This is a genomic window from Actinomadura sp. NPDC023710, from assembly GCF_040639875.1.
GTDB classification, from domain to species: domain Bacteria; phylum Actinomycetota; class Actinomycetes; order Streptosporangiales; family Streptosporangiaceae; genus Spirillospora; species Spirillospora citrea.
Genome location: NZ_JBFAGB010000036.1, coordinates 89,106 through 104,162, shown reverse-complemented (window position 1 = coordinate 104,162; position 15,057 = coordinate 89,106). Strand labels below are relative to the sequence as shown.

Genomic DNA, 15,057 nt, shown 5'->3' with positions numbered 1-15,057 from the left:
TCCAACCGCTTCCGTCCGGTGTGGCGCTTACGGCGCTCCACCTTCGGCAGCAGCGGCTCGATCCGCTCCCACAGGCTGTCGGGCACGATCCATGGGGGTTGCTCGCCCTTACGCACCCGCCCACACCACACCCGACCGTCACTACATGTCGCGCTATATACACATTTTGTTATGACCTCTTAGCGGGCACCTACATACATCGGACCATCCCCGCGCGTGCGGGGCCGAGCGCGGCCGAGGTGTTGACCCACAGGTCGCCCTCGGACCATCCCCGCGCGTGCGGGGCCGAGGGGCCGCGATCGGCGTTCCGGGTCTGGGTGCGGGAACCATCCCCGCGCGTGCGGGGCCGAGCGGGACGAGGGAAATCGGAGCCGAAGGTACGGCGAACCATCCCCGCGCGTGCGGGGCCGAGTAGGGCGCGCTGTCCCCGGCGGGGACGGTGAACGAACCATCCCCGCGCGTGCGGGGCCGAGTGGATGCGGCCACGTCTCGATTTCCGATAGCGCGAACCATCCCCGCGCGTGCGGGGCCGAGGTCTGCTGCCCGGACGGGACGTTGATCACCGTCGAACCATCCCCGCGCGTGCGGGGCCGAGCCCGGGGGGTGGCTCGCGATGATGACCCTCGTCGAACCATCCCCGCGCGTGCGGGGCCGAGTCGCGGGCGGCCGGTGGTACGGGAAGATCTGCAGAACCATCCCCGCGCGTGCGGGGCCGAGAGCGCGCGGACAGTGCCGGGATCGGCTGCGTGCGAACCATCCCCGCGCGTGCGGGGCCGAGTCCGGCGATCGCGGTCACCTGGACGAGCACGTCGAACCATCCCCGCGCGTGCGGGGCCGAGTCCACCGCCACTAGCCTGACCTACTACGCCCACGAACCATCCCCGCGCGTGCGGGGCCGAGTCCACCGCCACTAGCCTGACCTACTACGCCCACGAACCATCCCCGCGCGTGCGGGGCCGAGGTCGGCGCGGGAGTCACGGTCATGGCGGTGTACGAACCATCCCCGCGCGTGCGGGGCCGAGCCCCTGTCCTCGTTGCCAGGGCCCGGCCCCGCGGAACCATCCCCGCGCGTGCGGGGCCGAGGGCGCGCCGGCGGCGGCCGCGACGTCGGAGGCCGAACCATCCCCGCGCGTGCGGGGCCGAGCGCGTAGGTGGTGGTCACGTGCCCCGCTCCGCAGAACCATCCCCGCGCGTGCGGGGCCGAGGAATCAGATCGGCCCCGGCGCGGCGTACGTCCGGAACCATCCCCGCGCGTGCGGGGCTGAGGTCGAAGAACTCGAAGATCTCAGTGTCGAGGAGGAACCATCCCCGCGCGTGCGGGGCTGAGGGGCCGTCGGGGCACGGGAAGACGCACCTGGCGGAACCATCCCCGCGCGTGCGGGGCTGAGCCCTGAGTAGAGCGCGCACACCCCCCACGGAGGGAACCATCCCCGCGCGTGCGGGGCTGAGCCCTTCTTAGGCAGCGCCCGACTGTAAGCACTCGAACCATCCCCGCGCGTGCGGGGCTGAGCTGCTCGTCCAGGCCGAGGAGCTCCAGGCCGACGAACCATCCCCGCGCGTGCGGGGCTGAGGTCCGGCCGCGCACCCGAAACCAGTCGTACGCGGAACCATCCCCGCGCGTGCGGGGCTGAGAAGCCGAAGAAGGGCGGCGGCTTCGTCGGCGGCGAACCATCCCCGCGCGTGCGGGGCTGAGTTGGACGTCACCCGCGACGTTGCGCGCGACTGGGAACCATCCCCGCGCGTGCGGGGCTGAGGCTTGTTGACCTGCGGTGTTATCTCGGGGAGGGCGGGTTTTCATTTAGCTGGTTTCGGCGGCGGGCGGAGAGGATGAGGCCGTCGAAGTCGACGGGTTTCCAGCGGTCTTTTCCGGCGGTGCGGACGGACCAGCCTTGTTCGTTGGCGGCCGGTTCGACGAGGATGGCTTGGCCATCGCCGATGCGGGTTGCGAGCAGGTCCCAGAGGCGGTCGCGGATGCGGCGGCTGGGGTTGCCGACGAACACTCCGGCGTGTACTTCGACCATCCAGCGGGTGAGGTGGCCGCGGAGCCCTTCTGGGGCCGCGACGAGGACGATGACGGTCGTCATGTTGTGGCGTCGCTGGTGGGAGGTTCGAACTCTGGGCCGATGATGGCGAGGTGCTGGTCGCCCATGCCCGGCGAGATGAGGTCTTCGCTTCCGGACCAGTTCACGCCTCCGGAGACCGTTCCGGCCTGCTCGTCCCAGAGTTGGTTGATGTCCTCGTCGATGGGGAGTCGGGTGGCTTCGTCGGGGGCAAGCAGCGTTTTGACGTCGTGGACAATGCGTCCGAGGAGGCGGTTTTCGGCGATGAGGTCGCGGAGTCCGGTTCGGGCGTCGCGTTCCTCGGTGAGTCCTTGGGCCGCTAAGTCGAAGGCGAGAGGGATGGTGTACTCGGCTTTGTAGAGGTCGGCGATGTCCAGGACGAAGGAGATCGCTGAGCCGGTGTGGACGAAGCCGAGGCCGGGGCTGGCGCCCAGGCCGACGATGACGGCGTGGCAGATGCCGTAGAGCGCGGCGTTGGCGGCTGACAGTAGGCGGTTGAGGTCGTCGCCAGCGGCGTGTGCGTCTCCGGCTTTGTATTCGCGGCGGCTCCAGGGGACGCCGGTGCGTTGGGCGTGGGTTTTGTAGATCTTGCGGATGCGGGTTCCTTCTCGGCCGCGGAGTTGCTGCATGGTCGAGGTGGAGACGTCTTCGCCGGGGAAGCGCATGGCGTACATGGCGCGTGCGACGTTGAGGCGTTCTTTGGGTCTGGTGACCAGGTAGGCCTGTTGTTGGAGGAGTCCTGCGCCGCGTGCGGGGCCGAGTCCGGTGGCGTAGAGGCGGACGCCTTGCTGGCCGACCCAGCAGATGGCGGTGCCGGAGTCGCCGAGGAGGTTGACGGCGCCGTGGGTGATGCGGGTGCCGGGGCCCAGGAGGAGGACGGCGACCAGGGCGGCGGGGATGCGGACGGTTTCGCGTTTGTTGAGGACCACGACGGCGTTTTCGTCGCGGTCGACGTGGCTGCGTTCGACGTAGACGCTGGAGACCCGGTCTTGGAGGCGGTGCAGGTCGTGCGGGTGGGCCTTCCACCAGATGTCAGCCATTCGGCCGCCTGGAGGGCGCGAGGGTGAGCAAGCCGCAGCCGTAGGCCTTCGCCGGCCCGACACCGTTGAGCAGGGCACGGGCGAGGAGGTCGGTGTCGGTGACCTGGAGCCGTCCCTGGAATGTGGCGACGTGCAGGACGACCTGCCGCCGGTTCTTCTTGTTGAAGGAGACACGGTCGCGGTGGATGATCCGCACGTCGGGGGCCGGTGTGGACTCGTCCAGGGGAAGGATCGACAGGCCGGGGTCGGTTCGGGCGTCGGGGATCTGGAATCCGTATCCGGCGGTGCGTTTGAGTAGCCAGTTGAGCTGATGTGCGTAGGTGCGGTGGCCGGTGCGGACGGAAGAGCGGCGCTGCCGTGTCTTGGGATCTTCTGCGCCGGCTGTATCGCCGTTTCTTAGGGGGCGGGGCATGTTCTGGACGGGGTTGGCGGTAAGCCGGAAGGTAAACTCGCGGCCGATGGCCAGTTGGGCCAGCAGCGGGGTGTAGTCGGCGATGTCGCAGTGTCCGCCGTCGTCGGCGGCGGGCCATCCGGCGGCTTCGACGAGGTGGGTCCAGTCGGGTTTGCTGCGGGTGAGGGCGATCAGGTGAGGGCGCTGGGGGTTGTCGGTGTCCAGCCGCCACAGGAGGCGTTCGGTGTCGGGGGTGGCGGGGATGGCGGCGCAGACGTGGCTGTGCATGGTCTGCGGGTTGGACAGCAGTTCGCGGGACTGCTGCCGCAGGGGGTTGATGCGGATGCGCGACAGATAGGTCATGGTCAGTTCACCAGCCCAGGAGCGCGAAGGGGTCGTGGCCCGCGCCGGTGGGCTCGTCGGGGTCGGAGAATCCTGTAGGGGCTGAGACCCAGGAGTGGGCGACGCGCCGGCTGGTGAAGGCGCGGTCGCGCAGGGAGAACGACAGGGGGACGTCGTGGACGACGTCGTCACCGTCGGGGGTCTCGATGGTCACCGGAAGGTCGATGTGGGGCGGGCGGCCGTGGCGGCGTTGGAACTCGCGGCGAGCGGCGAGCCCGGCCTGCCAGTCCTGGTCCCGGAGGGCGTCGTTGAGCGTGCCGGTGTGCAGCCCGAGGACGATCGGATGGGTGGGAGGGCACGAGCGCCGTCCGAGCGCGAGCGGGAACGCCGGTCGCCGTAGGGCGGCGGCCAGGGAGTCCACTAGATCGGCGGTGCCGGCGACACCCACGACGAAGACAGCGTCTTGTAGGTAGTAGCGCTGAGTGACGTGGGTGTACTTGACGGGCGACGTGGGCTTCTGGACGCCTTTGGCGTTGACGGCCGCCTGCGGGAGTGGACGGCCGCGGTAGTCGCTGACGGTGTGGTAATCGCGCAGCAGTGTCCCGGCCTGATCGACGCGGACGCCGAGGGCCAGGTCGAGAAGCTCGCCGGGGGCGTCCTCACGGCGCCGGCCTTGTGCGGCGGCCAGCAGTCCGAGGACGCCGGATTTGGTGGGTTCGGGTCGGGTCTCGCGCCGGTTGAAGCGGCTCTGATCGCCCCAGGACTGCAAGGGGCCGGCCAGCCGCAAGATCAGGACCCGCTGTTGGTCTGCCATGGCGGTGGTCCTCAGCTCCACGTCCGGGCCAGGGTCTGGTCCAGGCCTTGCAGCATCTCCTCGAAGGGCAGGTTGCCGCCGAAGGCGCGGGCGATGTCGTCGTCGGCGTCGCCGTCGAAGGCGTGCGAGACGGCGGCGTGGGCGGGCTCATCGCCCCACTGCCGGACCGAGCGCAGGTATTCGCGGGCCAGGCTGCCTGCCGACTCGGCGGCGACGCCGAGCGCGGCGCCGGAGGGGTCGGTGGCAGGGACGGGGCGTTCGAACGCCGAGACCAGGTTGACAGGCTGGTCGTCGCGGACGACCACGGCGACCAGGCTGGGCCGGGTGCGGTGAGCGAAGGAGGTGATGTGTCCGGTGGGCATGGACAGCGCGAACGCCCGGCCGAAGCGGTGGACTGCGTCCAAGGCGGCGTCTTTGGAGCCGATGTTGTCGATCAGCTGGTGAACGCCGACGGCGGCGTAGCGGTAGAGGGTGGCGGAGTTGAAGCCGATGTTGCCGATCATTCCGGCGCCGGTGTCGTCGGACTCGTTGGCGTCGTCGACCGCGGTGTAGTAGTCCGATTCCAGTTCGACGCGGTGGGTCGACAGCGCGTGGGCGACCTGGGCGGCGGCGTCGACGTTGAGGGAGGGGATGTCGGCGACCATCCGTCCGAACAGGGCGACGCCCATCGGGTGGCTGGTCTTGAGCTCCTCGGCGATCTTCAGGCCTTTGACGGCGGCCGTCAGGTCGTCGTCGGACGCGGCGGCCAGGTCGGTGGCGCGGTCGGTGATCAGGTCGACGATGCGGTCGAGTTGGCCGCCGCCGTAGTACAGCAGGTAGGCGGTGTCTCCTGCCTTGCGTCCGGCTTTGATGCCCAGCGGTTCCAGCAGCGCCCCGGCCAGCCGCTGGACCTGTTCGGCCTCCAGGCCGGTGCGGCCCTTGAGCCGTTCGGACAGCTGCTTGGCGATCTGCTTGGTGCGGGTCGACTGGTCGGCTTCGGGCAGGTGGCGGTCGAACTCGATGCGGGTCGCGCGCTTCCAGGCTTGGGAGGACACACGGGAGCGGCGGACGCCGCCGAAGAACGCCTCCTTGGGGTTGCCCTGGTCGTCGCGGTTGAGGTTCGCGGGCGGGACGGTCTGCAGGATGTGGAACTCGACGTACTGCTGCTTGGGCATGGGGGCTCCAGTCGTGATGGTCTTGGGGGTGAGGTGGCGCGGCTCGCCGGTCAGGACGCGGCGTCGGCGCCGGGCTGGGGGCGTTCGCCGGGTGCGCCTTTGTCGTCGTTCTGAGTCCAGACTTGGTAGTCCATGGCCCAGCGGCGGCGGGCGCGGCGGCGGCCGTCCTCGTAATGCCAGTCCTGGATCAGCTGCATGAGGCCGTCGTAGTCCAGGGGCTGATTGATGACGCGGAGCTGGTCGATGAGGCCGCGCAGCCGCATCAGCAGCGCTGCGGGATTGGTGGTCGTGGCGGCGGCGTTGATCCGCGCGTCCACGGCTTGGGCGCTGAACCGGCCGCTGGCGCGCAGTTGGTTCAGTGCTCTGCCCAGCGGCCACTTCGGATGATGCATCGAGGTGGTCTTGGATTGCTGGTGCAGGCCGTAGAGGGCCAGTGCAGCGTGTTCGGCGCGCTGCTCCACTGATACCTGGTCGCGCTGGGCGAGGTTGTCGTCGACTGGGCAGGTGTAGAACCGCCACATGCGCGGGATCTCTCCTGCGGCGCCGCTCAACCCGGCGCGCAGCGCGGCCAGGTCCTCGCCCGGCGGGGGGCCAAGCGGACGGCCGGTGCGCGGGTCGCGGGCAAGCCAGCCGCCGTTGGTGTCGACGCGGTTCCAGTAGCGCTGAGTCATCAGTCCCCCTCGCGATCAGATGTGGAAGCGGTCTGACGCTCTTCCTTGGTGCGGGGAAGCACGCGGTTGAGCCGCCGGTAGAAGTCCTTCACGGCGATGCCCAAGGGGTAGGCGGCCGCCAGTGTCCCATCGGGTTTGCGGGTCGCGCGGCCGGCGAAGACGCTCTCGGGGACGGCGGCGTGCACCGAGTCGGCGACCTGCAAAGCCAACCGCCGCGCATGCTGCTCCCAGGCCAGCTGACCGCGATCGAGAGTTTCGGGATCCTGGAGGGTCTGCAGGCCGCGCAGTAGGCGCCGCATCAGTGGATCCAGCAGGTACAACAGCCGTTCGCCTGGGCGTTGGCCTTTGTCCCAGGGAATGGGGTCCAGGCCGCTGGCGCGGCGCAGGTCGGCCGACAGGTGGTTGAGCGCCTGCGCGAGTTGCTCGGCCTGCTCGGTGGCCTCCAGTACCGCGAAGTGGACGTCGGCGTCGGCGCGCAGCGCGGCGACCGGCAGAGGGGTCAGGTCGTGCAGGACGTCCTCGACGATCGCGGACTGGTTGCCGTAGACCATGCCGAAGGTCTCCGCCCGCAGCGGATACTGATCGTCGATCAGCCCCTCGCTGGAAAGGCCCCGGACCTGGTCGAGCAGCTCACTGGTGTGGAACGACGCGGTGTCGTCGGCCTCCACCGCGAGGAGGGCATTCATGCCACGCCAGATCGCCTTGCCCGGGGTGTGCCGCAGCGGACGTTGAAGAGCCGGCTTGGTCGATGTCGACGCCTTCTTGGTGGTCTTCTTCGCGCCCTTCGCCGCGGTGTCGGATCGCCAGGCCGTGTGCGGTTCCCAGTCGGGTGTGAGGGTGAGCCGGTCCCCCGCCGCGACGAGGACACGGGTGACGCGGATGCCGTCGGGGGTCTGCTCGGAGATGAGCCGGATGCGGCGCGCCTGCCAGGTCCAAAGGTCCAACAGGCCCTGCGCCGCCCGCGACTCCCATGCGGGCCCGATGCGTCGGGTCCATTGCGGAGTGCCCAGTCGGCCCTGGACTCCGATCGGAGTGTTGAGCAGCAGGGTCTCGTAGAGGTTCCGGCCTACCGGCACGACAACTCCGAGTTGCCCAAGCGGACCAGTGGGGTTGCCGGTCGTCTTGCCCGACTTGACCATGGGGTCGCCGACGGCGCCGGTCTTGATCGCCGCAGTGTCCCAGCAGTGCGCGTGCAGCAGCCATAGCGCCGCCTCGGGCGGCGTGAGCTGCGGCGGGTCGCCTTCGGTCCGAGCAGAGAACAACGGCACGTTGTTGCCGGTCGCCTCCGCTGCGACTAGCAGCCCCGATCCTTTGGTCTCGCCTTTGGCCGTATGCAGGTCAGCCACCTGGGCGAACGGCGTCTCGGGGTGGAACAACCCGAAGCGGTGCCGGTGCTCGTCCAAGTAGTCGTCGAGCTTGTCCAGCTCGGCCGCGCTGAAGCCGCCTTGGGCGAACCTGGCGGACCATTCCCGGCGGTTCGCCGGCACGCCGAGCGCATGGACAACGACCGGCAGAAGAAGCTGCCGCAGTAGCGCTGGCCACTGCGTGGGCAGGTCGACGACGATCTCGGTGATTTCGCTGGCGCGGTGCAGCGCATCCGCCAACCCCACGTGTTCAGGGGCCTGCGCATCACCGAACCGCGCGTCTAACCATTCTGCGGTCACCAGGTCAAACTCCGGCATGAGGAGCCTTTCAATTGGTTCTGTGTACGAGAAGCCTAGTTTTGCTCAGGAGCATGGCGCGGCCGGTATGACAGAGTTGGCCGGACGCGGCCTTGTGCTGGACAACGCCCAGAGCGCAGATCTCTGGCGGCCAGTCACCTCAACGTCGAGGGCCGCGGGCCCTTCGCCCTGCGTCGGCAGGGATGGCTCGTGGTTTTGTGTGAGCTGAACGTTGGCCCTGCGGATGCGGGGAGCGGCGGGACGGCGGCGCCGTCCCGCCCTTTCATCGTCATGGCCCCTCCACGACAAGTCCGAGCTGCTCGTCGTAGCGCACCGTGTGGTCACCGAGCTGTGCCGAGCCGGAGGCGCCCAACACCAGCGCGCGGCTGTGGCGCAACCATGGGTGATCACGCCATCCGTCCAACGGGCCGAGCGTGCCCTCGGCCGCATCGGTCAGCTTGGCGGGCAGTCGCACCGTCCCGCCGAGCACATCGTCCAGAAGATCGGGCGACGCCACGCCACCCATACCGAGGCGTCTGCCCGACAGGGCGTGGAACCCCCGCTCGTCTCGGTACACGAGCACGACCTCGACACTGCGGTCGCCGTCTCGCACCACCGCGCGATGCTGCTCTTCCGACAGCCCATCGTGCATGCCACCGCGATGCAGCCCTTCCAAAGTCGGCTGGGCGTGCTCACCAGCTCGCGTGAGCAAGAACGGCTCGGCGCTCTCAGCGCGAGCACGCTGCCGATCCGCCCAGTAAGCCCGCGCCTCCCTTTCGGCCGCAGCCCAGGAGCCAGGGACGATCTGGCGCCCAGAGTCGTAAACCTCGGTGACCAACTGGGGAACCCGTCCGGGGACCGACCAGCACTCACCCGCAGCGGCGCAGACTAGAGCCGCCGTACGCAACAACAGATACCGTCCATAGATCCCTTCGGCAGCCTGCGGGAACTCTGGCGGTCCATCGTCTTGTGGGCAGAAGCCGGTCACGATCACGGTCGGCTGGGCCATCGCCTCCGGCCGCGGAACACCCTCATGCCGGTGGGTACGGCCGATCCGCTGCAGCAGCAGGTCCATCGGAGCCAAGTCGGTGACCAGCAGGTCGGCATCGACATCGAAGGACTGCTCGGCGAGCTGCGTCGCCACCAGGATCATTCGAGAAGGGCGTTGAGACACCTCCGATTGCGGGGGCCCAAGCAGCCGCAGACACTTCTCGGTGCGGACAGCCCGATCGGCTGCGCTGAGCCTCCCATGCAGCAGGTGAACGTCATCACCGAACTCCCCGCGAAGGGCCTCGAACGTCGCCTGGGCGCGCGGCACGGTGTTACGGATGACCAAGACACAGCCGCCATCCGCGAGACGCTCCCGCATCAACGAAAGGACCTGGGCGTCTCCCTCGGACATGTCACCGCGTGAGGCCCCTTTCTTTACTACTCGTTCAGGCAGGATCTCGACCTTGACCTGAAGGTCTTCACGCCACGACGAGCAGCTCCGGACCATATGACCCCCAGAGGACTCAGTCCTCCACGCGGCTGTCACACTTGGGTAGCCATCAGGCTCGGGTATTGCCGCAGCCTCCGAGGCATCCGCTTCCTCGCTGCGCCCCGCCCCAGCCAGGTAAGCGGCCACGAGCTCCCGACGCTGCGCGGGAGGCAGGGTCGCCGACAGCAGGATGACCGGCACATGCGCCTGCCCCAACCAGCGCAGCCCCTCAGCAAGGAACTGCGACATGTACACGTCAGCGGCGTGAACCTCGTCGAGAATCACGACCTTACCGGCCAACCCCGCCATCCGCAGCATGACGTGCTTGGTGCGAGTGGCGGCGAACAACAGCTGGTCGATCGTTCCCACAACGAACGGGCACAGCAGACCACGCTTGGCGCCCAAGAACCACTCTGCCGGCGCCGAGCGCTCCGCCGAGGCCTCAGGGCAGCACGCACCGTCGGAGACCCCGTAGGGATCATCGAGGCCGAACTCGTCCTCGGCGACTCCCGCGAACCGGTTGTCAGCCGCAGGCCCGTGGTCCTGCAATAGCTCTCGCCATTGCTTGTTGAACATCCGCTTGCCATGCAGCAGCGCCACCTGCGGGGCCAGTGAAGGCTCGATCGCCTCAACCCAGGCACGGACGTGAGTGAACATCGGATCGGCCGTAGCTTGAGTCGGCATACCAACGAAGACACCGTCCAGGCCCCACCTGGCGGCCAGGAACTCCGCAGCCACGAGCGCAGCCTTGGTCTTCCCCTCGCCCATGGGCGCCTCGACCACGATCAAACCGGGCGCATCCATCCGAGCGGCGGTGTCCATGACCACCATCTGCGACGGCCGGGGGTCCTCCTCAAAACGCCTGCGGAAGACGTCCTCATCCGGCTGGCCCAGTCCACCCCATCCCCCGCGCAGCCCCAGGCGCTTCCATGCCTCACGAGCACGGTCTCGAGCCGCTTGGAAACTGACCTGCTCCAAAGCATCAACACCCTTGAAATGGCTTTGATCGCTGGCGATCCAGTCGGCCATTACCACAAAGCCACTCAACTGCAACTGCACCGCGCGACTCGGCACACCCGCCGGTTCGACGTCCGCGAGCCCCCCGATTCCAACAGCCCGCGTCAAGGCGACTAGCAATTTATGGCGCGCCGCATCCCACCCAGATCCGCTACCACTGAGTTGGCCTCTAGCACGCCGAGGCTCCCCTGCCTCACCAAGCGTCGGAAACCGACCATGGTGCCCCGCCACCAGCGGCCACACCCAGTCGACGCTCTCCTGTGACCAGCCGGCCTCCGCAAGGTACTTCCGGATCAAGACCCCGCCTGCACGATCGTGCCGCCAGCGGTACCGCTGGACCACTCGCCGATCCCAGGCCATACCCGCACCCAGCACGCGGGCAGCACCGGCAGCATCCATGTGCTGAAAGGCAGGGGTGGCCTTACCGATGTCGTGAATGCCGCACACCCAAGCGAACAGCCGCCGCCCCTCACCGTGGCCGGCCACAGCATTCAACGCCCGACGAATCGATGGAGACAGGTAATAATCCCAAATAAGCTCGGCTACGGCCGCAGTGTCCAAGAGATGTTGCAGCAACAGATTGGACCTGCCACCTGCCCTCCCCGCACTCTTACCCCACAGCACCCCAAGCGGATCTTGACCGCTCAGCCCCGCCCCCTCGATACTCACACGCGCGAAGGTAGCTGACCCCACTGACAAAACAACTTCAAGGGCGCCCGACCGACTCGCAAATCAAGATCATTCCCTTTGAAAAAACGATCATGCTCAGAAACTAACCGAATGGAAACCGACGCTCTCAGTGATAGCGTCGCAGGTCAGCAAGGGGTCGGCCCCGCGCACGCGGGGATGGTTCTACCGCTCTCGAGTCTCCAGTCGTTCAGGACGTGTCGGCCCCGCGCACGCGGGGATGGTTCCGGGTCTCCTTCGTGGTGGCGGCGGGCGGCTTCGTCGGCCCCGCGCACGCGGGGATGGTTCCCCCGGCCGCCGGAACGATCCAGGGGGCTCCGGGTCGGCCCCGCGCACGCGGGGATGGTTCGGCCATCGTCCTCCTCGCCGGCTCCTACGACGGGTCGGCCCCGCGCACGCGGGGATGATCCCTGAACGCCTCCCACGACACCGTGCCGGCAGATGTCGGCCCCGCGCACGCGGGGATCGTACAGGGCGCCGTCTGGCCGATCGACAGGCTGTTGTCGGTCCGTCGCATGCAGGCACTTTCAATCTCAGACCTGCCGACCCGCCGCCCTGGGGCCAAGGATCGCCTCGTGACCGCTCCAGCCATATGGGCCTTGTCGCAGCCGCGCGGTAGCGTCCGCGCCGTGGACGTGCCGATGTACGCCATACCGCAGACGGGCCAGCGGCTTGGAGTACAGCCGCGCCTGGCGAGCTGGGATGCGACCGGGCATCCCAGCCAGATCCGGCTAAAGAAATTCCTCAGCGAAGCCGAAAAGATGTACCGTCCTCAACTCAACCAGCTCCCGGATCCGCTCGCGTTGCGCCTGGACGTGGGACTGACCGGAACCACTCCCCTCCTGGACCAGCACGACCTGGACAACTACCTGTTCCCGCTCAGCACCCGACTGAGCAGAGCCACCGGCCGGGCATTCGCGTCGGTGTGGGGCATCAAGCGCCACAGCCCCGACTCCCGCCTCGGCGTGACCACAGCGATTCCCCTCCAGGCCGACGGCCGGCCCCAGGTCTTCGACGTCCGCACCACCGCGTCCAGCGGCACGACCGCGTTCAAACAACAGATCGATCAGCAGCTCACCAGAGCCCATGTCTTCCCGGACGGACCGCTCCAGTTGCACATCGGCTTCGTCGTCGGCCCCCGCAGGCACTGGCCGAACCTGTGGAAGCCGACCATCGACGCCCTCGGCAAGATCCTCGGCAGGACGGCGCCGAATCGCCCCTGGCATCCACTCGACGGCCGCATCGTGCAACTCGGGCTCAGCACACGCACAGACCCGAATATCGGCGACCACGTAGCCCTGCGCATCAACGCCAGACCCGCAGACACCCCAACCACCCCATGACCCCAGGCCACGCCGTAACTAGTGGTAACCATGACGCCCTCGAGCCCGGGCGGACGTAGCGCATGGCGGTGCGGGGTTCGCTGCCGCGACTTGCCATCATCCGTTGGAGCGGGGCTGGCGGCCTGGAAGAGCCTCGATCGGCAGGAAGATCGCCCAATCGCGTCTGCTTAGATCGCGTAAGCCGATGTGTTGACGGCGGGCTTGTCAGGGCGACTCTGACGACACGCTTCCCGTTCGTAATTGCTTGACCACTATCCGTGTAAAGTTGGGGTCAAGGTCGTCCATCTCTTGCGAAGGGTGCTTTCGGTCCTGACGTGGGGCTGCAGGAGCAGGCGCGTCCTCGCGCCTCCTGCGGTCCGGTGGCGAGAGCGAGGTGTGACCTTGCAGGGTGAGCCGAGCGCTCAGCGGCACGTTACCGGTCCAGAACACAGGTCCAGTCCCGATGTCCGGCTGTACACGCCCACCGAGGCGGCGGCGATGTTGCAGGTGCGCGAGTCGTGGCTGCGGAAGAAGGCCAGCGCGCGGGTCATCCCGTGCACCTTCATCGGCAAGCACCTGCGGTTCAGCGATCAGGACATCGCCGGGATCATCGCGGCCGGCGCCAAGACGCCGGTGGTCCGCCGGCGACGCGGCCGGTTCTGATCCGCGGAAGAACAAGGAGGAGCAAGTCATGGCGTATGCCGAAAAGCGTGGAAACAAGTGGCGGGTCCGGTACATGCGGCCGGATGGCAGCTCGGCCTCGCAGTCGGGGTTCGATACGAAGAAGGCCGCGCTGAACTGGGGTGAAGAGCAGGAGGCCGGTATCCGGCGACATAGTTGGAACGATCCTCGTGACGGGGCGGCGTTACTGGCCGACTGGGTCGAGCTGTGGTGGTCGGGGCAGGATCTGGAGGCCACCACCGAGGCCAAGTACCGGTACCTGATCGATCACCACATCGTGCCGACGTTCGGGAACCGGCCGGTCAACACCCTCACCAGCCCCGAGGAGATCGTGGCCTGGGAGAAGCGGACACGGACCAGAGGTTTCTCGCACCGGACTGCAGCCGACGCCCGGTCGCTGCTGGGCACGATCCTCGGAGATGCCAAGGAACGCGGGATGGTCGCGACCAACGTCGCCGTCAAGCGGCGAGGACGCGGCCGGAAGCGCGCACGCCGGGCCATCGCGGTGCGGGGGCCGGAGAAGGTCTGGGCCACTCCCCTCCAGACCCTGCTGCTGGCCGAGCGGTGCGCGCTGCTGTCCGGGCGTGATGACGACTTCGTCCTGATCGTCCTGACCGCCTACACCGGCATGCGGTGGGGTGAAGTGCACGGCCTGGAACGGCCGGCGTGCCGACTCGACCGGATCCAGATCGACTGGCAGCTGCGGGAGCTGGCAGGACGGCTTGAGAAGGTGCCACCCAAGGATGATTCGCACCGGCCGGTCGATCTGCCGCCCTTCCTGTCAGCGCTCGTCTCTCAGCAGAGCCTTCGGACGCCTGGCCGCTGCGCCTGCCCGGGGCGGACACCTGCGTGCGGTGGGGGCGGGCAGTACCTGTTCCTCAGCTCGGAGGGTTCCCATCATCGTCGTTCCCACTACGCCCGGCGGGTCTTCCAGCCCGCCGCGGACGGCCGATACCCCAAGGGCACGCGGCAGACCGGAAAGCGCGTCCTGGCGGACACGACGGTATGGCCGGGGACGCCGGTTCCACCGTGGCCTGATGCCGTCCCCGGGCAGCCTTTCCAGGCGCCCAAGGGCAAGGGGATTCGGGTGGTGACGGAAGACAACTCCCCGTCGGTGTGGCTGCCGCTCATCGAGGGGCTCACGCCGCACGGGCTGCGGCACAGCCACAAGACCTGGATGCTGGAGGACGCCATTCCAGAGGTGCTCCAGGCCGAACGGCTGGGCCACACGGTGCCTGGCATCCGCGGCGTGTACTCCCACGTCTCGGACACCATGCGAGACGACCTGAAGGCCAAGCTCCAGATGCGCTGGGAGATCTCGCTGCATGAGCGACTTCGGCTCCCTGGGAGCTCGCCGGTTCCCGTGCTCAATGGGCTTCTGGAGAGCACTCAGAGGCGGGTTCAGTGCCCGGTCTCGATCTTGAGCGCCTAGCGACCCGTCATGTCGGTGGGGGTGGGATGAGGCCTCGTCCCGCCCCCGCTGCATGACTACGCAGAGTGAGCAAGAGCGGGGTGTTCTTGTGGCCTCGTTTGGGTGGGAGGGAGATGATCTCCCAAAATCCTCCCAGTTGATCAATCAGGCCCTGCCGCAGGTGTGCGGGAGGGCCTGTGTCATGGGGGTGGGCGATACTGGGTTCGAACCAGTGGCCTCTTCGGTGTGAACGAAGCGCTCTCCCACTGAGCTAATCGCCCCTGCGGAACGTGCGTTCCGACGTCGGAAACTCTAGCGCATGTCGG

General features: G+C 68.2%; 11 protein-coding genes, 1 tRNA gene and 2 CRISPR repeat arrays. Of the genes, 3 read left to right on the top strand and 9 right to left on the bottom strand.

Annotated features, from left to right (window positions below; genetic code table 11):
• Positions 1-201: 201 nt before the first annotated feature.
• Positions 202-1,754: a CRISPR direct-repeat array (repeat unit 24 nt; unit sequence GAACCATCCCCGCGCGTGCGGGGC).
• Positions 1,755-1,772: 18 nt separating this feature from the next.
• From cas2e to cas3, 8 genes are all read right to left on the bottom strand, one after another.
• Positions 1,773-2,084: a type I-E CRISPR-associated endoribonuclease Cas2e gene (gene cas2e / locus AB0H37_RS33775; RefSeq protein WP_360616852.1), complete on the bottom strand. Its 312-nt coding sequence runs from the start codon at positions 2,082-2,084 to the stop codon at positions 1,773-1,775.
• A complete protein-coding gene (gene cas1e, locus AB0H37_RS33770; protein WP_360616851.1) occupies positions 2,081-3,100 on the bottom strand; it encodes a type I-E CRISPR-associated endonuclease Cas1e in 1,020 nt (339 codons plus the stop codon). Before cas1e ends, cas2e begins: the two co-directional genes overlap by 4 nt.
• A complete protein-coding gene (cas6e, locus tag AB0H37_RS33765) occupies positions 3,093-3,854 on the bottom strand; it encodes a type I-E CRISPR-associated protein Cas6/Cse3/CasE (protein WP_360616850.1) in 762 nt (253 codons plus the stop codon). The genes cas1e and cas6e overlap by 8 nt, the downstream gene beginning before the upstream one ends.
• Before the next feature lie 7 nt (positions 3,855-3,861).
• Positions 3,862-4,647: a type I-E CRISPR-associated protein Cas5/CasD gene (gene cas5e, locus AB0H37_RS33760; RefSeq protein WP_360616849.1), complete on the bottom strand. Its 786-nt coding sequence runs from the start codon at positions 4,645-4,647 to the stop codon at positions 3,862-3,864.
• An 11-nt stretch (positions 4,648-4,658) separates the two neighbouring features.
• Positions 4,659-5,801, bottom strand: a complete 1,143-nt coding sequence (gene cas7e, locus AB0H37_RS33755) for a type I-E CRISPR-associated protein Cas7/Cse4/CasC (protein WP_360616848.1) — start codon at positions 5,799-5,801, stop codon at positions 4,659-4,661.
• Positions 5,802-5,851: 50 nt separating this feature from the next.
• A complete protein-coding gene (casB, locus tag AB0H37_RS33750) occupies positions 5,852-6,472 on the bottom strand; it encodes a type I-E CRISPR-associated protein Cse2/CasB (RefSeq protein WP_360616847.1) in 621 nt (206 codons plus the stop codon).
• The gene (gene casA, locus AB0H37_RS33745; protein WP_360616846.1) at positions 6,472-8,154 is read right to left on the bottom strand and encodes a type I-E CRISPR-associated protein Cse1/CasA; all 1,683 of its coding nucleotides are present in this window, start codon (positions 8,152-8,154) and stop codon (positions 6,472-6,474) included. The genes casB and casA overlap by 1 nt, the downstream gene beginning before the upstream one ends.
• Before the next feature lie 268 nt (positions 8,155-8,422).
• Positions 8,423-11,254 (bottom strand): CRISPR-associated helicase Cas3', encoded by a 2,832-nt coding sequence (cas3, locus tag AB0H37_RS33740; protein ID WP_360616854.1) that lies wholly within the window; start codon positions 11,252-11,254, stop codon positions 8,423-8,425.
• Between the two features lie 201 nt (positions 11,255-11,455).
• Positions 11,456-11,786: a CRISPR direct-repeat array (repeat unit 26 nt; unit sequence GTCGGCCCCGCGCACGCGGGGATGGT).
• 160 nt (positions 11,787-11,946) lie between these two features.
• On the opposite strand from cas3, the gene AB0H37_RS33735 reads away from it, so the two are divergent.
• The 3 genes from AB0H37_RS33735 (at position 11,947) to AB0H37_RS33725 (ending at position 14,752) form a co-directional block, all read left to right on the top strand.
• Positions 11,947-12,660, top strand: coding sequence for a hypothetical protein (locus AB0H37_RS33735; RefSeq protein ID WP_360616845.1), 714 nt, complete (start codon positions 11,947-11,949; stop codon positions 12,658-12,660).
• 450 nt (positions 12,661-13,110) lie between these two features.
• The gene (locus AB0H37_RS33730; RefSeq protein ID WP_360616853.1) at positions 13,111-13,302 is read left to right on the top strand and encodes a helix-turn-helix domain-containing protein; all 192 of its coding nucleotides are present in this window, start codon (positions 13,111-13,113) and stop codon (positions 13,300-13,302) included.
• 28 nt (positions 13,303-13,330) lie between these two features.
• Entirely contained in the window at positions 13,331-14,752 is a 1,422-nt protein-coding gene (locus AB0H37_RS33725) for a hypothetical protein (protein ID WP_360616844.1), read from the top strand.
• Between the two features lie 188 nt (positions 14,753-14,940).
• On the opposite strand, the gene AB0H37_RS33720 is transcribed toward AB0H37_RS33725, so the two are convergent.
• Positions 14,941-15,012: transfer RNA gene (locus AB0H37_RS33720), tRNA-Val, on the bottom strand.
• Between the last annotated feature and the right edge of the window lie 45 nt (positions 15,013-15,057).